The sequence below is a fragment of the candidate division WOR-1 bacterium RIFOXYB2_FULL_36_35 genome, assembly GCA_001771505.1.
Lineage (GTDB): Bacteria > Margulisbacteria > WOR-1 > XYC2-FULL-46-14 > XYC2-FULL-37-10 > XYB2-FULL-36-35.
On sequence record MEUA01000005.1, the window covers coordinates 1 to 18,740 of the forward strand.

The window sequence follows — 18,740 nt, forward strand, 5'->3', positions numbered from 1 at the left end:
ATTTGAAGAAGAAAGAGTATGATGCTTTAAGGCAAAATATAATAGAAAAAGTTTTCTTTTGTCTGAATGTTGGGTGAGGGCTGTTGTCTGTGATACACAAAAGAGAAAGGCAGGAAAATGTTGCAAAACAAAAGTCAAGTAATTAAAGTTATTTTTGTTCTGAACCCCGCTTAGGATAATCGGGGTTAAAATGTTTTATGATTTCCAAGATGCCTTTATTAATAACAAGTAATATCATTCCAACGTAAGTAATTATTGCCATTGGATGGAAGATGTTTTTATATAAATGTTTTAAAAAATAATAATATGCGGATTTGTGCATGTGATATAAAGTCAAAAACTTCAATTTTAATGAACGAGTCCCTCCCCCCTTCCCCGAGAAATGAATAATCTCACCATCAGGAATAAACCAAATTTCCCAACCGGCATCGTTTACTCTTTTGCAATAATCAGTATCTTCCCAATAAATATAATAATTATCATCCAATTTTCCAACATTATCTATAACTTTTTTTCTTATAAGCATTACCGCGCCGGAAACCCAATCAACACGTTTTACTGAGTTATAATCCCAATTTGTCATCGTATTTTTCCTGGTAAAAACGTTATTTGGAAAGATTCGACTAATAAGTGATGCCCTGCCAAAAAAAGTATCAAAGGGAGAAACAGGAAAAGCGCGGCAATTTCGCTGGAGCTTACCATCAGGTTCAATTATTTTACATGTTAAAACACCAATATTTGGGCTCTCTTCCATATGCTCTATCATTTTCTCTATAGCCTCATTTTTTACCACAGTATCATTATTTAACAACAACAGATATTTACCGCTCGCAGAAGAAATCGCCTGGTTGTTTGCATATGAAAATCCTTTGTTTTGTCTGTTTTCAATAAGTTTAACTTGAGGAAACTTACTTTCAATTAATTGTTTTGTCCCATCCGTAGAATTATTGTCAACTAATATTATCTCAAAAGAAGTTGTTTTTGTCTGATCATAGATAGACTGAATGCAATTTCGAGTCATCTCTTTCGCATTATGATTAACTAAAATTATAGAAACAGTTGGTTGATCCATTTAAACAGTTCCTTTATTGCGATTTACATATAATAAAAATAATTGCTGATAAGCATAAAAAGCAAATATAGCCATAAAAGGAATAAGCGGATATCTATATACTAAACCAATATCAACACAAGTTGCTGCATGTATCACTATATAATAAAAAATAAATAATATTAACAAACTATATTTTCGCCAGGAATTAAATATAGATAATACTATCCCTATAAATCCGGCAGGGAAAATAATCAACCAGCTAATAAACTTATATATTTTGGCAAATTTGTCCATCCCAGAGGTATAAGGGCTTAAATATGTAATAAGCCGTTTTATACTATGAGAAAAATATCCACCCGCATCATTTACAAAATAATTATAAAACTGGGATAAAAAAGCATAAGGGGAACGGGAATTTTTTATCTCTGTCAAAGACATATGATCAACTAAAATCACACTAACCTCACTTGTAAAAAAAGTAAATTCATTAAAAACAATATAGTTACGAACAGCCCAGGGAAGCAAAACTAACAATATTGAAATAAGTAATATTGCCGAGAACTTGAATCTCATTTTGCCTTTGGCAATCCAAAATTGCCACACAATCAAAAAAGGGAAAAACATCAAAAGCGTCACTCGTGTTAAACAAGCAAGCCCTAATATCACCCCCCCACCAAAAATCAGATAAATATTATTATATTTATTCCCTTTTATAATTAGTAAAAAACCAACAATCAAAAGGAAAATATATAATATTTCAGGTCGAATTGAATATGTCCAAAAAACAAGTTCAGGATAAACTGAAGTCGCAAACGCAGCCAATATCGCAATCTTTTCGTCAAACATTTCTTTTGCAAGAAAATAGACCAACAAACAGGTTAGCGCGCCTAATATAAGCTGAGGGATAAAATAAGATAATGTCCCAACGCCAAAAACAAAATAAAAAAACGCCAGAAAGGAGGGATAAAGAGGGGGTATTAGATTATGGTGCCAGTATTTTTGATCATTTATATTTTGCACGCCTCTTGAACAATAAACATCCCTAAAAAAATCAATCATATCATCATCATAAGAAGTCTTTTGTTCATCAAGAATCTCGGGAACATTAAGACTAAAACCTCTTCCTTCAAGGATCGATTTAGCAGTAAAATTATATATTAATTCATCTGACTTATAATAACCATACAATTCAGATCCGGAAATAAAAAATTGCCTGTGAAAAAAATGGGTAACCTGAAAGTACGGGCCTGTTATTCTTAAAGATATAGCCATCAAAAATATTAAGAATATAAGCGCTCCGTTTTTTGTAAATAATCTTTCAAGCATAAGTTTTACCTATTTACTAATTCCTATCATTATTTTTAAAATCATTGTTTTTTAAATCATATTCATTTTTTAAAAGAGCGATATATTGAGCAAGTTCTTTAACCTGATAAGACAAAATCGATATCTTCATCGAAAAGTATATCATCATCAACAAAACAAAAAAGAAACTTAATAAAACTAAAGTCGTCATTGGCAAAGATAATCCCAAAAAAAGCGTAAGATAAAGCAACAGTCTTTTAGAAAAAGTTAAAAGTATAATAATTAAACCGATAGATATCCACCATAAAGTGACTGCCTCACTTATTTTACGCCGCCTCAAAAGCTCAAAGATAAATATTAAAATTGAAAATACAAAAATCAAGATGGCTATCTGCGAGTGAAAAGACACTAATTTACACCTTCCTTTTCGAAGAAAAATCTTAACGCAACCGCCAAAATAGAGACAAAAAGCTTAAACGGATAATAAATCGAAGTTAAAAGAGAATACATCGATTCCCCATGTTGCCTCTCTCGGGAACTTATAGGAATTTCCACTATTTTATACTTTGACAAAGCTAAAAACAATATCAAATCGGCATCCGGAAAATCAGCCGGCATCTCTTTTGATAATAAAGCAATAGTTCTTCTATTAAAAGCCCTGAAACCTGATGTTACATCGGTTATCTTGCATTTCCCCAATAAAGAGACAAGAACAGAAAATATTTTTATCCCGATTTTTCGTGCCCAGTGTGTTTGAACTTTATCCTTTGATAAAAACCTGGAACCTATTACAACATCTATAGAACTATCTTCCATAGCCTTTATGAATTTCAATATCTCATTGGGATCATGCTGTCCATCTCCATCAACAACCACTGCCATGTCAAAATCTTTGATGTTTGCATACTTAAACCCAGCTTGAATTGCAGCCCCAACCCCAAGATTAATAGGATGGGCAATAATCGGCACATTCAAAGATGATACGATTTTAACCGTATTATCTTCGGGGCCATCACAAACAACTACTATATCCAAAACAATATTCACGGATAATTGCCTTATTTTTTTTATAACGTCTTCTATGTTTTTTTCTTCGTTATAAGCAGGAATAATAATTAAAGCTTTTTTCATGTTAATTTCCCTCTTATAGAGAAATGAAAAACTCCTTCAATAGAACCAACGGCCCAGCTAAAAGTTCTGATAAAAAACAAAGCCAAAAAAAGAGGAAAGTAAAATATCGGAGGTTTTATTTCCAAAATATTTTTTATATATATTACTATTAAAAACGTTAAAACCAAAAGCGATAAAAAATAAAAATAACCGGTCAAAAATGAAAACAAAAAAAATAAAAAACCTAATCCAAAAAGTAAAATCTGGAGGCTCATGCTAAAATTTGTTATCTGATCAGCCATAGCTTTTCGTCCATGTTTAATAAACAATTTCCATCCCCATTTTGCCTGATCTTTTTGTTGTTTTATATACGAAAAGATATTACTTCTGTGATAATGCAAAATAATTGCTTCTGGAACATATAATATTCTACCATGCTTTGTTAAACGATAACAGAAATCAACCTCAAAAGCTTGATAGATAAAATCCTCATCAAACTTTACCTTCTTTGCAATTTCACTTTTTAAGCAAAGATTCATGGTAGGAGCTCTTTCAATATATCTTTTAAACTTATGATATCTGTTTTCAAGCTCAAGTCCGATAAGTTTTTGCAGTAAATTTGCGCTTCGAGGCGTTCCGCAAAAGCCGGCAGTTGCTATTATATCCTGATCATAGGAAAAAGGAGCTATCAAGGTTTTAATCCAATTTTTATCAACAACGCAATCAGCATCGGTACAAATAAAATACTCGTTTTTTGAATTTTCCAATGCCAAGTTAAATAGTTTGCTTACTCCTCCCTCCATTCTGTGTAAATTTATTTTATTCTTATATTTTAAAAGTTTCTCATAAGAACCATCGATAGACATATTATCAACTACCAGTATTTCTTTGTAAGGCCAGTCGGCACAAAGAAGAGAATCGAGACATTTATCTATAACATCAGCCTTATTCTTAACCGCAACAAAAACAGTGACAGAATTGTTCATCTTATTTCCTATCGTTTGCCTTAATTTTTAACAATCTTATAAATCCGGCAAAATAACTTTTTAGCATTTCAATGTTCCTGATCCTCTTTATTGCACGAAAAATAGTTTTAGGTCTGAAATAAAACCCTCGAATTGCTTTTTTATAAACAGACATAATATATCCGGGAGGAAGTTGCTTTTGGTAAAAATATACCTCATTGCCGATCGGAGTATTTAGATTATCCCAGGCTTTTTGATTTATTTCATAGTGATCTTCAATTTGACGTCTTACATGGGTTCCAGGTGATGGGAATATAAGATTAAACCCGGCAAAATCAAGATCAAGTTCACGAGAAAGTTTTATCGTCTTTTCCGTAGATTCAACAGTATCTCCAGGATAATTCAAAAGGAAAAAACCTTTTACCTCCATACCAGCATCATTTGCCCATTTAACAGCTTTTTTCACAGCCTCAACTGTTATCTGTTTATTCATCTTCCTTAAAATCTCTTCATCTCCTGACTCAATTCCAAATGAAATACTTTCGCAACCGCTTTTCTTCATTAACTTAAGCATTTCAGGATCGATAGTATCAACTCTTGAGGAACAACGCCAAACAATATTAAGATCTTTTTCAATTAGCAGGTTACAAATGTCCTGTGTCCGTTTTCTATTAATAGTAAACGTACTATCAAAAAACTTGATCTCTTTAACCCCATATTTCTCAACCAAAAGTGTTATCTCATTTACGATCGATTGGGCGCTTCTTAATCGGCATTTCCCCTGCCAAATTACACGATCAGCACAAAAATTACAGTTAAAAAGACACCCTCGGGCAGTAATCAAACCGGCAATCGGTTTTTTAAAAAACAGGCCCGGCGGGGGTGTATATTTTTCTATGTCAATTAAACTATATTCAGGAAAAGGAATTTCATCTAAATTTTGTACCAAAGCCCTCGGTTTTGTCTGAATTAAGTCGTCTCCCCTTCTGTAAATAATTCCATCGATACTTTTAAAATCCCTTTTATTTTTGAAACAATCAATTAATTCCAGAATAGTTATTTCCCCTTCCCCCACCACAGCAATATCAATGGATGGCATTTGAATTAATACTTCTTTTCCTGTTACTGTCGGATGCACCCCCCCAATTATTGTTAATATATCAGGATTATGTTTTTTTACCAGTTCTGAAAGCCTAATGGTTCCAAGCGCGGTTTGAGCCACAGCGCTAAAACCAACAGCTTCATAAACCTCAGTTTTAATAAGTGAAATCATCTTTTCTTCAATGCAGGGAGTAATCTGCCCGTCTAATATTGCAACCTCATGGCCGGCATTTTTTAGAACAGATGCTATATAACACAAACCGATTGGAATATCATTATCCTTATCCGACAAAAGATGCGTATCATGCCTCAACATTGGAGACATAACTAATAAAATTTTCATTCTATTTAAATCCTTTTTCAAAACCTATAGGGAGATTTAGCTGATTAAAAGTCCTGCTCATATGTTTTTCAATAAACTCTCTATCTTCTCCCGCTAAACACTTTTTATGGTAAGTACTAAAATAATTTATCTCCAAAGCTCTTTCACGAATTACCCTAAGCGGCTCATTGAAAATATTTCCTAAAGAAATATGTATAAAAGGACAAGCCAGTACATCACCATAAGGGGTAATATATAAAGCCTCTTTAACAGCTCCACACCCCCATTCTACATAATTTGAGTCGACATCTCTTCTTAAGAAACCATGCTTTTCCCTTAATTTCCCAAGATATCTTAAATCTTCTTGAGTTAACAACAAATCTTCTTTTGCGTCCCATTTGCCTGAAGGGGCAGCCAATATAGTATTAAGCAAAATCTTTTTAGTTGATGCAAAGTCAATAAGTCGTAAAAAACCTTCTGATCTGATATTATCGTGAGAAAGGGTTGTATTTACTATGACTCCTATCCCCAAACTTTCCGCGAGTAAAATAGCGTCTATAACTTTATCATAAGTACCTTTCGCATTGCGAAATCTATCATGTTCTTCTGCTATGCCGCTATCCAAACTTATGGCAAGATTATCAAGACCAAAAGCTCTTAATCTTTTTAAATTGCTTTGATTAATTAATGTAGCATTTGTAGTTAGGGCAATTAAGTTCATTGAAGGTCTGCATGCTTTTATAATTTTTTCCGTTAGATCTAAAAAGAGAAACGGTTCCCCTCCCTGCAACCCAAAGTCTATTGCGCCAAGCTCCATGGCTTCACTCGCAACACGCTTATAATCTTCAACCTGCATTCTTTTTGTGTAAGCAGGCTTTTTAAGCTTTTCGGCAAAGCAGTGTTCACATTTTAAATTGCAGGAATAATCAACTATAAACTCAATATATTTTAATGGCCTCTTTTTAAACGCTAAAATAGAAATATAATTTTTAAACAAACGTAAAAGAAAAACCGGTTTTCTTATTTTAAAACCATGTTTTAACCTAAGATACACTTCAATGATTTTACGCCTTAACATAATTTATTACTCACTTTTTGCTTAACAAATAAAAGACCGAACCGCCTAAAAATTTTACATTTTCGAGCTTTTGCTCAATGTCAATTAACCATCTAGGAGGATGCTTGATAATAGAATGGATAATAAACGCATATCTTTTTTCAAGCAATTTAAAATCATAGGATAATATTCTTTCGGCCTTTGATTGAACAAACAATCCTTCATTTTTTGCAAGCAACTGAAACAGATAAATATAAAAATTAAATATGTTTGGCTCTATAATAATCCATCGTCCTCCAACATCAAGAAAATTGCCGATATTATTTACTGCAATATCTAAATTTTTGAAATGATGCAACACATCTATTGAAATCACAAGGTCAAATTTGTCTCCTTCTCTATCTAACTCCGCGTTAAAAACCTTAAAAGTTAAATTAGGTCGTTTATAGCTTTTGCCTGCATATTCTATAAAACCTCTATTTATATCAAAAGCCTTAATTTTGCAATCTTCAAAATGTTGTGATATTAAAAAGCTTAAGGCGCCTGTTCCACAGCCGATCTCAGCAATTTTTAGCTCTTGATTGTTTTTGATCTTGCAAATTAAATTCTTTACAACTTCAAAACGCCTTCTCAAAAGATGCCCTGACCTTAAATTTTCATAATCAACAGCCGTTGATTCATCATACTCTTTCATTCTCATCTCTCCGATTAAAAAAAGGAATCCGTCTTCCCAATAAATACAAGAAATAGTTCATTCCACCAAGCAAAACGCGATACATCTCATTTATATCCCTGTTTCTAAGCAAAGTATTGAATATATATTTAAAAGAAAGATAATACTTTATCATCAATTTATCTCTAACTTTCTCCAAATATTCCGCCGATAAATTTTCATACTTTACCAAAGTCGTTAATTGTCCCTGAGTATTAAACCATTTATCAAAATTCTCAGATACAAGGAATCCATTTTCTTTTGCTAAGTTATAAAATTTCGTCCCGGGGAAAGGGACTGCCTGCTGAAAAAAGACCATATCCGGTTCTAATTTCTTCGCAAATTCATAAGTTTCATGGATCGTATCTTTTGTCTCTCCCGGCAAACCGATCATAAAACAACCAAAAACCTTCAAATCAACTCTTTTAGTATTATTGGCAAAATCAATGCTATCTTTCAACGTAATTTTTTTCTCTACACCGTCTAATATTTTTTGATTGCCGGATTCATATCCGACAACCACCAACCTACAACCTGCGCTTTTCATAAGTTTTAATGTTTCATAATCAACATCCGCTCTAACATTGGCAGACCAACACAATTTTATTTTTTTCCTAATAATTTCTTCACATATCGCTTGTACTCTTTTTTTATCAACAGTAAAAGTATCATCTTCGATAAAAACCTCTTTAATCTGGGGAAGCTCTTGTGAAATATACTCCAACTCATAAACAAAATTATCAACACTTCTGGTTCTGAAACTATGGCCTCCTGCCGTCTGAGGGGTAAAACAAAAAGAACAGTTAAACGGACATCCTCTTGAACTTAACACCTGAATCATCGGATGACGAGCTAAAGAATAAAAATAATCGTTAAAATCTAAATACTCTTTATAGACTTTTGATACAAAGGGAATGTCGTCAAGATTGCAAATAAACGCCCTATGCTGATTTATAACAATCTTTCCGTTTTCTCTCCAGGCTATTCCGGGTACTTTATAAGGAGAAATAAAATTTTTGGCCAAATCAATGATTGTATAGTCATATTCACCAAAAGCGACAAAATCAATATCCGATGATTTCTCCAAAAGCTCTTTTGTAAAAACAGAAGCATGATTTCCTGCCACAACAATCTTCCCCTTAAAACCATTCTCCCTGCATAAAGCAAAAAAAGCCAAATCGCTTGAAACAGTTGGGGTCGATAATTCGGCAACCAAAAGATCGGGCCGCGTAGCAACAATCTCCTGTATAGTTTGGTTAAAGCTTAAATTTTTGGCAATAGCATCAATCAAACTTATATCAAACCCTGCCTGTTTGGCAACACCTGTAGCATATGCCAGCCAATATGGATAATAAAGCGTTCCACTCTTTGACTTTTCGGGCCAGCGACTGGCCCTGCTGATTTTATATTTAAAAGGCAAGTTTAAAAATAATATTCTCATTTTTTAATAAAATTATTTATTATATTTTTTAATCTTTTGATGCCGCTTATCATAATGGACGGATGCAATAATATCTTTTTTAACACCAAATACATATTTATTAATCTAAATTTTAAAAATAATTTAAATAGTCTGTCGTTAGAAAGGGTTTTGGATAAAATGATAGCCTTTTTATGGTTTTCATAATAAGAAACACTTAAACGACTCCAATCCATGTCATCTGAAACCAATCCTCTTTCTTTTGCTATTTCCCAAATTGGCGTTCCTGGGAAAGGAGTTAGTACATAAGCATCAGCAATATCCAACCCGCTCTTTTTTATAAAATTTAGTGTTTCTAATATTTCTGTCTCAGTTTCATCAGGTGAACCGATAACAAAAGAAGCATTTGGAGAAATTTTATATTTTTTAAGTAATTTAATCGCTCTAATATTATCTTCGAGTGTAACACTATTTCCTTTTAGATAATTAAGCACTCTTTTAGAACCTGATTCCAATCCCATGCCAACAGAAAAAACATTCATCTCTTTTAACAGATGAACAATATCATCGGTTAAAATATTTGCTCTTGCATTTGCAGTAAATTTAACCTTTCTATAATAAGGCTTTTTTTTCAATAATTCTACAATATTTATAAGCCGTTTTTTATTCGCCATCATAAGATCATCATAGAAATTGACAATTTCAACTTTATATAAATTAACAAGTTCATCAATCTCTTCTACAACATATTCAGCGGAAAAATATCTTACTTTATCCCAATATCGGGAAGAGGCACAAAATATGCATCGGTAAGGACATCCACGAGAAGAAAATACATAAGTATTTTTTTCAATATTAAACAAATCTCTGGAAGGAAAGGGAATCTTGTCCAATGGCTCAATCAATTTTCTTTTTTCCGTAAAATTTAATTTTCCATTCTCCCAAAACACAATTCCATGAATTTTTTTTAATTCATCTGCAACAAAAGAATTTCTATTTAAAAATGCCTTAATTAGGTCAACAATCGTATCTTCAGCTTCACCTATTACACCTATATCCATATCTTCAGAAAGAGAGGTAGGTAGCATAGAAATATGGATTCCTCCAACAATAACAGGGATATTCTTTAACTTGGCTACTTTAGAATACCTTTTTGCAAGGTTAAAATTTTGGGTTACCGATGTAATGCCAACAATGTCAGGCTGAAATTCATTTATCTCAGTCTCAACATCTTTCTCAATTACTTTGAATTTTAAAAAATCACTGCCAAAACATTTCCTCAAATAACTTACTAAATATCCCAATCCCAACGGAGGATATCGGCCTTCTATCCCAGAATATGGATTAATAGCATTTATCAGCAAGATTTTCATGGTTTTTATTTTAATTCACTCACAGTTAATTTGAAAAGCTCTAATATTCCATTTATACTAATGGATTTAAGTAGCATATTTAATGATAAGTATATAAATATTCCTGAAATTAAGCTAATAAATAAGTTGATTTCTACAAAATACAAGAACAACGCCATAATTATTGCTGAAAAAAGATATTTTAGGATATTTTGATGTAGGGGTATAAAAAACAGATTTTTTGAAAAATAATAAAATATGATTCCCCAAACAATTATTTCCGTAAATATAGTTGAAACTGCTGCCCCAATAAATCCATAATTTGGAATTAAATACAAGTTTAATAATATATTAATAAAAGCGCCAGCCGCCATACTATGTAAATATTCTTTCTGCCGTCCTGCAGCCAACAAAGAAAAAGTAAAAGGAACACTGGTATAGACGGTTAATATCGTCCAAATCAATATACGAAAAACCCAAGCGGCAGAATAATATTTATGACCGAAAACAAGCAAAACTATTGATTCACTTAAAATCATCCCTCCAATTGCAATAGGAATTCCCAAAAATAAATTGAAATTATATATTGCCGAAACTAATCTCTTCATTTTTTCCATGTTGTTATTATATAAACGCGAGAGAACGGGAAAAATTGATTTACCCAGAACGGTCGAAAAGAGAAGCAAAGCAAATATAATTTTATAGGCGGCATTATACAACCCCACACTTTCCACATTACGCATTATTCCTAACATAACAGTGTCTATAGTAAAATATACTTGGAGTAAAATGTAAGAAATCCCGAGAGGCGCCGCTTCAATAAAATATTGTTTCCATTTGTGAACGTTAATTTCATTAACCTTAAAAGGAATAAAACGCAAAAAGAGCGCCAGAATCAAAATCAAGGCAACAGTTATACTGATTACAAATTCAAGAAAAGGGACTTTTATAAGATCGTTCGCACTTTTTACAAATAAAACAATAAATAACATAAGCAACAATCTATTTATGATCTTCTCCAATCCAACACACTCAAACTTTTCAATGCCTTGAAAAATCCATTCGGGCGATATATTCTTTGAAATAATAAGCAAAAACGTCACTACAAACAGCACTTTCAATTCAAACGGCATGGGAAGCAGCAAAACAATAATTATTGACAACAAATAAACCACTATTCCCCAAGTAATTCTTAACAATGCTATATTTATAGACAAGTGTTCAATCTTTATTTTATCTTTGGCCGTTTCTCTCGTGCCATATGTTGAAAATCCAGCATCGACAATTAATAAAAGATATATAAATATAGCTTGAACAAAGTTGAGTAGACCAAAGGCTTTGACCCCTAAAACTCGGGCCAAATATATTACAATGATCAAGCTAAGGACTCCACTTGCAAGTTCACTAAAAAACAACCAAAAAAAATTTCTAGTAATCTGTCTGGCTATTCCCATCTTATAATTAATTATCCTTTTTAAGCAAAAACAGGAATTGATTCCCAAACATTTCCTTGAAAAATCGCTTAAATATTTTATCCATTTTTAAATAATAGACCAGTTTATTTAATCCTTTAGGCAAACTTATAAAAACATCGTATTTTTCTATCTTATATCCCGCACTAATTATCATCCTCACCGCACTATTAAAAGTAAAGAACCTGATATGCCCGTCATCTAATAATCCTGATTCTTCATAGTTAAATCTTCCAAGCAACAACTTAAACCTTATAGACCAATGAGCAATATTCGGAAGAGAGACTATTAAGAGCCCATCATCTTTAATATATTTATGAAGTTTTTTTAATATCTTAATGGGCTGAAAAAGATGTTCCAAAACATCCGCACAAACAATTACATCAAATTGTTTTTCAGAATAAGGCAAAACAATATCTTCTATATTTCCAATAATGACATGATCAAGAACCTTTTTTGCGCTTTGTGCCGCAACATCAGATATCTCTATGCCAAAAACTTTGTTGTTGTTTTTCTTAAGTTCTGCGCCCAAATATCCTGTCGCGCAACCAACATCCAAAACAGTCTTCTCTTTCCCCACAAAATCAATAATAGATTGATGTACCCCTCCCGGGCATAAAAACAACTTATAATTATTCGCTTTACTTTTATAATACTCTTGAGCTTGCGCTACCATTAACTTACTCCCAATCCTTTTTCCTCGAAAACAAAGAAAAAATCATCTTATATAAAACAGCCATCATAAAAAAAGAAACTTCTCTGAAAAAAGAAAGAAGAAACCGCTGATACAGAGGCATTTTTAAATAATTAATCTGAAAATATCTTTCACTCTCCAAATAGCTCTTTTTTCTTTTATGAAGCGGTATCAATGCGCTATCCTTTGTAACTTTGTGAAAAATCACGCTTTTTGGAACTACATATGTAGCATATTGATATTTTAATAATTTTTCTGCAATAATACACTCTTCCCAGCCTAAAAATGTGTTTTCATCAAACATTCCTATTTTTGCAAGAATATCTGAACTAAACAACATACAACAACCCGGAATAGCATATACTTTAAAAGGCTTTTCTCCTTTTTGCAAAACAGGTTCTACCGCCATTTTAGTCTTTACAAAAATCTCCCTTAAAGGAGTTAAAAAAGCAATGTATGAAAAAAAATTAATCCTTTTTAAAAAATATCCCTGCCAATGAAGGCGTTTATTATCTTCTATTATTTTAGGGCCAACCAATGCAACATTTGAATTATTAAAGACTTCCAGCAATAAAGGGAGAAAATCAGGACTAACAAGCGTATCATTATTTAAGGCTAATATATATTTACTTTTATATTTTGACAGAGCAAACCTTATTCCTATATTATTCCCGCGGGCAAAACCTAAATTCTCTTTATTTTCAATAATATCAACCCTATCCTCAAATTCGCTGTTCTGTTTGAGCCATTCTTTTATTTTTAAGATTGAATCATTAAAAGAGCCATTATCCACTAATACTATTTTATAATCACTAAAGTCCATTTTAAAAAGCGATTCCATGCAATAAATAGTATCTTGGTACCCGTTATAATTTAATATAATTATAGAAATATCTGAACTATTCATTTTTATTTTTCAATATACGCTGATAAGCCTTTAGTGTAGAGGCTGCCGCCTTATCCCACGTATAATTTTTGAGGATATGTTCTTTAAGCTTTGGGTTTAAGGGGGCATTATAAGCTTTTAAAACAGCATCTCTTATGGAAGATATATCAGAAGGATCACAATAATAAGCCATATCAAGAAAATATTCTTTCGTGTATCCACGATTGGTTATTACAACATTGCAATCAGCCAAAGCTCCTTCCAAACAAGACAGACCGGTTGTTTCTCCCCAACTCGGCAAAACAATTGTTTTTGCTCCCCAATAAATTGAAACAAGTTCTTCCTGAGTAGTTTTATCAAGCAAAAACATTTTCCCTTTATTTTGATCACACATCTGTTTTAATCTTCTGTAATAACCTATATGAGTATTGGCAACACTGCCAATCATAATCAAAGGGATTTCGGTATCTTGAATTGCTTTTATAAGGTCATACTGATTTTTTCTGACAATATAGTTAGCAACACACAGAATATAATCTTTTACGCCAAACTTTTCAACAAAAGAATCATCTCTTTTTGTAAAAATAAGATCTACGGCATTAGGCACTATTTCAAAATCTTTTATCTCTTCATACTTTTCTTTGATTTTTTCAAGTTCCATATAAGAATTGGGTAAAATGATATCTGCTCCCATAATTACACTCTTTTGCTGCTCAATAAATCCCATCGTCAACTGTTTCCACATAGCTTTTAATTGTCTAAAATCCATTATTGTTCTATATATACATTTTATTTTTTCCCTATTATCTTTATTGAATCTTTTTAAAATAACTCCCTTGATTCCATATGTAGCCTTGGTATCAAGTTCATTATAATCAGAATAAATAGTAGAAAGAGCAATCGGCTTATTTTGCCTTCTCGCGTTAATATATTGAAGATAGGTTTCATGCACTCTGGTAACATTAAAAAGATGGACAAGATCATATTTATCAAGATTAGGTTCAAGATCAAGAGAAATATCGACAGAAAGCTCAAGCTTCTCCAAAAATTCTTTTGTCTTTTTCATTTGGATGGTATCTCCACCAGGCGCGGAAAAAGCATCAACTCGATTTTGCATTAAGACTTTCATTTTATCTCTAATCACTCCAAGCATGTAGCATGACAGGCTTCCCCCATTTTTCTTCTATCCCTTTTGTCAATATTTTATATCCAGGATTTATTTTCAGGAGAAAGGATGAAATCATCTCTGCATCTTCTTTTTTATGATAAGTTGTAATTGCTATTTTTGGTCTGTTTTTCTCTATTGTACGAACAGCCCCTTCAAGCATTTGAAGCTCAAACCCTTCAAGATCCGCTTTTAAATAATTTACATCAATCTCCTTTTCAAAAAACAGACTATCAATAGTAGAAATAGATATTCGATTTGATAAGTTATTTTTATTATCTTTTGACAAAGTTATAGATGAAAAAATCCCATTATTTGATATTACCCCTTCCCCTGTTTTATTAGACACAGCAACAGGCAAAAGAACAATATTGTCAATATTTTTAAAGCTCAATCTCATGGATTCAATAAATTCAGGTAATGGTTCAATCGCATAAACTCTTTTGCATCTGTCAGCTATCAACATGCCAAATAATCCTTCGGCAGCTCCACAATCCACAACTATATCTTCCTTAGAAACCTTTGTTTCATCAACCTCATAATAATGCCAATCATTTGGATAAAACAGTTCAGCAATTACCTGATATAACATTTTAAGGCTTGCGTTTTTAGGGTAATAAAAAGGTTTTTCAAAATTATTAAAATATATTTCAATGTCATTTTCTCTAATGTTTAAGCTTTTAATGACCTTTTTTGCTTTTCTCACATATGGCAGACCAAAGATTCTTTCAAGTAATGCAAAAAACGAAACTCCATTTTTGTTACCATCAAGCCACTGTTTTAAGATTGTAAAGCGTCCGAACATAATATTTTATCTCCCAATGAGTCATGACGTTTAGTTTCTTTATAAATTTTACCAGAAAAATAATATAAAAAGATAAAGAAAAACATTCCATCAACAAAATAATTACCATACCTAATAAGCCTTAATAGAATCAGGACAAAAATACCATTATTGATGATTGACATGCGATTATAATAATCAAAATTATTATCTGTTTTTTTGCTACTGTTTTTTGGAAAAATAAAAAATTTAATCAAAAAATAAAGAAGAATGATTACTCCAAAAAGCCCTGTTTCTGTTAATAACCTTAAAAACATTGAATTTGCATCATTTTTTGATACAAACAAGCCCCAGCCATGCACCAAAAAATCCCTATTATTTTTAAAAATCTCAGGGCCGATAAATTGCTCAACATATTTATCAAAAGCCTCAGGATAAGTGCCAAGTCCTGTGCCAAATAATGGAGTATTTTTTAATGACTCTATGGTAACTCCAAAATTTGCATACCAAATAAAGACACTTGCATCAACCAACATATTTGATGATTGCAATAATGAAGTTACTCCGTCAACCCTATTCTTAAAATCGGGAATTTTTGAATAAAAATTAGAAGCCAATATTGAAATTAAGATCAACGCTATAGGCAAATAAAAAATCCGTTTATTTTTCAAGCTAAAAAATCGATTTCTATATAAAATAAGAATCAACGCAAAAAACAACCCCATATAACCAGTTGATGAAAATGTCAAGACAAAAGTCGACAAAATAATTATACTTCTAAAGAAATTCATATAAATTGAACTCCGTGTAAGAATATTATTCAACGCAACAAACATTGCAGGTGACAGTATAATTGACAAAACTGAAGGCTCTTGCATAATTGAATCTATTCTTACAAGACCGGACAATCCATAAATAACGCGCTTCCCAGGGATAAAAAAACTCCAGTCATATCCATAACGGAATTTGATTAAAAAAGAAAATTCCTGAATCAGACCTAAAAGACAAACAAAAAAAACCACATTTAAATATATACGAAAGAGATAATCAACATCATAATCATTTATTTTAATAAGCAGATAATAAGCTGATGCAGAAAAAAGGATTCCTAGCTGCTTCAAAACAAGAAGAACGGAAAAACCGCTAAAAGAAATATTAATAATAGAAAGAAAAAAAACAACAGAAAACAAAACAAAAAAAGTTGTATTGATAATTTCTACTCTATTCAAAAAAGCAATAACTAAAAAAACAAAAAATATTATATAAAATAGATAAAAGTCAAAAGCCCCTCGCAATAGAACAAAACTCCCCAAAAACATTGTCAAAACCATAATATAATTAACAATCACCTTAAATTCTAAACGCACAAAATATCCTTCATTCTAGAAAAATACACTTTTAAATTCAGCAGTTTAAACTTAAATAATATTAACAAAGAATAAAACAATCTATGGCCTTTTTTTTTAAAAAATCGATATTTCTCCTGAATCTGCTTCCTCTCTTCTATTGCCTGCTTTTCCTTAGATTCAGACAATCTTTTTTTATGAAATCTAAACTTTGTTATCGGATACTTTAATCTCTTAGCTTTATATCTATCCCCTAATCTCAAAAAAAAGTCATAGTCTGCAGATAGTTTATATCTATCATCAAGATGTCCCACCTGATTAAAAACTTCTTTCCTAAAGAATGTTGTTGGATGAGGAATATAACAATAGTTAGAAAATAATAGCATTTTCCAGTTATAGTTAGGGATTCTATAAATATTTTTTATTTTGGAATTTTCATCAATAGAACAAAAATCACCATAAACCCAATACAACTCATTGTCTTTCATAAACTCATCAACAACTCTTTTCACTACATTATTATAAAAATACAAATCATCAGAATGCAAAGAGGCAATTATTTCACCTTTCGCAACACTTATTCCTTTATTTATTGCATCATATAATCCGTGATCCGGTTCACTTACCCAATAATCAATATTTTTTTCATATTTTTTGATTATATCTAATGTACTATCTGTTGATCCTCCATCAATTATGATATATTCGATATTTGGATAATTTTGATTTATAACGCTTTGTATGGTTTCCTCGAAATATTTTTCACCGTTTAAGACAACTGTGATAATGCTTACAAATGGAGGTTTGTCTATTCTTTTGTATTTTTTATTACTAAACATTATATTTAGTTTTTAATATTAATTTTATGTTTTCACAAATATATTTGATTTCAGATTTTTTCAGGCCTGGATAAGAAGGAAGATTTATTCCTCTCTGATATATTTTATGGGTAATCGGGGTATGTGCCTTATCATACATTGGCATATCAGAAACAGGATAAAAATAAGGTCTACTATCTATCCCATTCTTTCTTAATTCCAAAACAAGCTTATCTCTTTGATCTTTAACAAAACCTTCTATTTCAAGAGAAATCATCCAATAAACATTTTTTGCCCACTTAGAAGTATAATTCAATTTTAATTTATCATGACCGGATAATTGTGCATGGTACAGTTTAAATATTTCTCTTTTGTATTCCAACAACTCATCAATCCTCTCAAGCTGTGCAAAACCTAATGCTGCCTGAAGATTGGTAATGCGATAATTATATCCGATCATACAATGCCAATATCTCTGCTTTTTGCTCATTGCATGATCTCTTAAGTTTTTTGACTTTTCATAAAAAACACTATCATTAGTGGTAATCATGCCACCTTCACCTGAAGTTATTATTTTATTACCATAAAAACTAAATATCGCAGCATCTCCAATGGATCCAACCTTTTTAGTATTGATTTCGGCGCCATGCGCTTCAGCCGCATCCTCAATCACTAAAAGATCATATTTCTTGGCAATTTTTATAACCTCAGACATATTTGCAGGATGACCATACAAGTGAACAGGAATGATAGCCTTAGTCTTTTTGTTTATAGCCCTTGTTATGCTTTTTGGATCAATACATAAGTTATTTTCATCTATATCAACAGTTACAACTTTTGCGCCAGTATAAGTTATAGCATTGGCTGTAGCAATAAAGGTTAGATCAGGAATTATCACTTCATCCCCAGGTTTAATCCCGTAAGCTATCAATGATAAATGCAATGCAGTTGTACCATTAGATACAGCTAAAGCATGCTTTACCCCACAAAACTCAGCAAAATTATTTTCAAATTTATCTATAAATTCGCCACTTGAGGATACCCATCCTGATTTTATCGCTTTGTTAACATATTCAATTTCTTTTTTTGTAATCGAGGGTCTAGAAATTGGTATAAACTTTTCCATTATTCACCTCCAAACAAACTTAAACCGACTAATTTTCGATAAACTCTGTTA

18 protein-coding genes are annotated in these 18,740 nt (G+C 31.8%); all 18 read right to left on the bottom strand.

Annotated elements, in window-relative coordinates:
• Window positions 1-148: 148 nt before the first annotated feature.
• The 18 genes from A2290_03335 to A2290_03420 are packed head-to-tail and all read right to left on the bottom strand — an operon-like array spanning window position 149 to window position 18,689.
• Window positions 149-1,072: a hypothetical protein gene (locus A2290_03335; GenBank protein OGC16622.1), complete on the bottom strand. Its 924-nt coding sequence runs from the start codon at window positions 1,070-1,072 to the stop codon at window positions 149-151.
• Window positions 1,073-2,380, bottom strand: coding sequence for a hypothetical protein (locus tag A2290_03340; GenBank protein ID OGC16623.1), 1,308 nt, complete (start codon window positions 2,378-2,380; stop codon window positions 1,073-1,075).
• Window positions 2,381-2,396: 16 nt separating this feature from the next.
• On the bottom strand, window positions 2,397-2,768 hold the full coding sequence (locus A2290_03345) for a hypothetical protein (GenBank protein ID OGC16624.1): 372 nt from the start codon (window positions 2,766-2,768) through the stop codon (window positions 2,397-2,399).
• Complete coding sequence (locus A2290_03350) at window positions 2,768-3,490, bottom strand: hypothetical protein (protein ID OGC16625.1); 723 nt, start codon at window positions 3,488-3,490, stop codon at window positions 2,768-2,770. Before A2290_03350 ends, A2290_03345 begins: the two co-directional genes overlap by 1 nt.
• On the bottom strand, window positions 3,487-4,455 hold the full coding sequence (locus A2290_03355) for a hypothetical protein (GenBank protein ID OGC16626.1): 969 nt from the start codon (window positions 4,453-4,455) through the stop codon (window positions 3,487-3,489). Before A2290_03355 ends, A2290_03350 begins: the two co-directional genes overlap by 4 nt.
• Before the next feature lies 1 nt (window position 4,456).
• Window positions 4,457-5,878 (bottom strand): hypothetical protein, encoded by a 1,422-nt coding sequence (locus A2290_03360; protein ID OGC16627.1) that lies wholly within the window; start codon window positions 5,876-5,878, stop codon window positions 4,457-4,459.
• 1 nt (window position 5,879) lies between these two features.
• Entirely contained in the window at window positions 5,880-6,935 is a 1,056-nt protein-coding gene (locus A2290_03365; GenBank protein ID OGC16628.1) for a hypothetical protein, read from the bottom strand.
• A 10-nt stretch (window positions 6,936-6,945) separates the two neighbouring features.
• Window positions 6,946-7,608, bottom strand: coding sequence for a hypothetical protein (locus tag A2290_03370; protein OGC16629.1), 663 nt, complete (start codon window positions 7,606-7,608; stop codon window positions 6,946-6,948).
• Window positions 7,595-9,067: a magnesium-protoporphyrin IX monomethyl ester oxidative cyclase gene (locus tag A2290_03375; GenBank protein ID OGC16630.1), complete on the bottom strand. Its 1,473-nt coding sequence runs from the start codon at window positions 9,065-9,067 to the stop codon at window positions 7,595-7,597. The genes A2290_03370 and A2290_03375 overlap by 14 nt, the downstream gene beginning before the upstream one ends.
• Window positions 9,064-10,419, bottom strand: coding sequence for a hypothetical protein (locus A2290_03380; GenBank protein OGC16631.1), 1,356 nt, complete (start codon window positions 10,417-10,419; stop codon window positions 9,064-9,066). The genes A2290_03375 and A2290_03380 overlap by 4 nt, the downstream gene beginning before the upstream one ends.
• A gap of 5 nt (window positions 10,420-10,424) precedes the next feature.
• Window positions 10,425-11,852: a hypothetical protein gene (locus A2290_03385; protein OGC16632.1), complete on the bottom strand. Its 1,428-nt coding sequence runs from the start codon at window positions 11,850-11,852 to the stop codon at window positions 10,425-10,427.
• 7 nt (window positions 11,853-11,859) lie between these two features.
• Window positions 11,860-12,546, bottom strand: a complete 687-nt coding sequence (locus tag A2290_03390; protein OGC16633.1) for a hypothetical protein — start codon at window positions 12,544-12,546, stop codon at window positions 11,860-11,862.
• A gap of 4 nt (window positions 12,547-12,550) precedes the next feature.
• The gene (locus A2290_03395) at window positions 12,551-13,471 is read right to left on the bottom strand and encodes a hypothetical protein (GenBank protein ID OGC16634.1); all 921 of its coding nucleotides are present in this window, start codon (window positions 13,469-13,471) and stop codon (window positions 12,551-12,553) included.
• A complete protein-coding gene (locus tag A2290_03400; protein OGC16686.1) occupies window positions 13,464-14,579 on the bottom strand; it encodes a hypothetical protein in 1,116 nt (371 codons plus the stop codon). Before A2290_03400 ends, A2290_03395 begins: the two co-directional genes overlap by 8 nt.
• Window positions 14,580-14,586: 7 nt before the next feature.
• Window positions 14,587-15,420, bottom strand: coding sequence for a hypothetical protein (locus tag A2290_03405; GenBank protein OGC16635.1), 834 nt, complete (start codon window positions 15,418-15,420; stop codon window positions 14,587-14,589).
• Window positions 15,396-16,766: a hypothetical protein gene (locus tag A2290_03410; GenBank protein OGC16636.1), complete on the bottom strand. Its 1,371-nt coding sequence runs from the start codon at window positions 16,764-16,766 to the stop codon at window positions 15,396-15,398. The genes A2290_03405 and A2290_03410 overlap by 25 nt, the downstream gene beginning before the upstream one ends.
• Window positions 16,757-17,584, bottom strand: a complete 828-nt coding sequence (locus A2290_03415; protein OGC16637.1) for a hypothetical protein — start codon at window positions 17,582-17,584, stop codon at window positions 16,757-16,759. Before A2290_03415 ends, A2290_03410 begins: the two co-directional genes overlap by 10 nt.
• A complete protein-coding gene (locus tag A2290_03420; protein OGC16638.1) occupies window positions 17,577-18,689 on the bottom strand; it encodes an aminotransferase DegT in 1,113 nt (370 codons plus the stop codon). The genes A2290_03415 and A2290_03420 overlap by 8 nt, the downstream gene beginning before the upstream one ends.
• Window positions 18,690-18,740 lie beyond the last annotated feature (51 nt).

Coding starts and splice junctions, on each gene's coding strand:
- A2290_03335 (OGC16622.1), bottom strand. CDS start 1,072: ATGGATCAACCAACTGTTTCTATAATTTTAGTTAATCATAATGCGAAA.
- A2290_03340 (OGC16623.1), bottom strand. CDS start 2,380: ATGCTTGAAAGATTATTTACAAAAAACGGAGCGCTTATATTCTTAATA.
- A2290_03350 (OGC16625.1), bottom strand. CDS start 3,490: ATGAAAAAAGCTTTAATTATTATTCCTGCTTATAACGAAGAAAAAAAC.
- A2290_03355 (OGC16626.1), bottom strand. CDS start 4,455: ATGAACAATTCTGTCACTGTTTTTGTTGCGGTTAAGAATAAGGCTGAT.
- A2290_03360 (OGC16627.1), bottom strand. CDS start 5,878: ATGAAAATTTTATTAGTTATGTCTCCAATGTTGAGGCATGATACGCAT.
- A2290_03365 (OGC16628.1), bottom strand. CDS start 6,935: ATGTTAAGGCGTAAAATCATTGAAGTGTATCTTAGGTTAAAACATGGT.
- A2290_03370 (OGC16629.1), bottom strand. CDS start 7,608: ATGAAAGAGTATGATGAATCAACGGCTGTTGATTATGAAAATTTAAGG.
- A2290_03375 (OGC16630.1), bottom strand. CDS start 9,067: ATGAGAATATTATTTTTAAACTTGCCTTTTAAATATAAAATCAGCAGG.
- A2290_03380 (OGC16631.1), bottom strand. CDS start 10,419: ATGAAAATCTTGCTGATAAATGCTATTAATCCATATTCTGGGATAGAA.
- A2290_03385 (OGC16632.1), bottom strand. CDS start 11,852: ATGGGAATAGCCAGACAGATTACTAGAAATTTTTTTTGGTTGTTTTTT.
- A2290_03390 (OGC16633.1), bottom strand. CDS start 12,546: ATGGTAGCGCAAGCTCAAGAGTATTATAAAAGTAAAGCGAATAATTAT.
- A2290_03395 (OGC16634.1), bottom strand. CDS start 13,471: ATGAATAGTTCAGATATTTCTATAATTATATTAAATTATAACGGGTAC.
- A2290_03400 (OGC16686.1), bottom strand. CDS start 14,579: ATGAAAGTCTTAATGCAAAATCGAGTTGATGCTTTTTCCGCGCCTGGT.
- A2290_03405 (OGC16635.1), bottom strand. CDS start 15,420: ATGTTCGGACGCTTTACAATCTTAAAACAGTGGCTTGATGGTAACAAA.
- A2290_03415 (OGC16637.1), bottom strand. CDS start 17,584: ATGTTTAGTAATAAAAAATACAAAAGAATAGACAAACCTCCATTTGTA.
- A2290_03420 (OGC16638.1), bottom strand. CDS start 18,689: ATGGAAAAGTTTATACCAATTTCTAGACCCTCGATTACAAAAAAAGAA.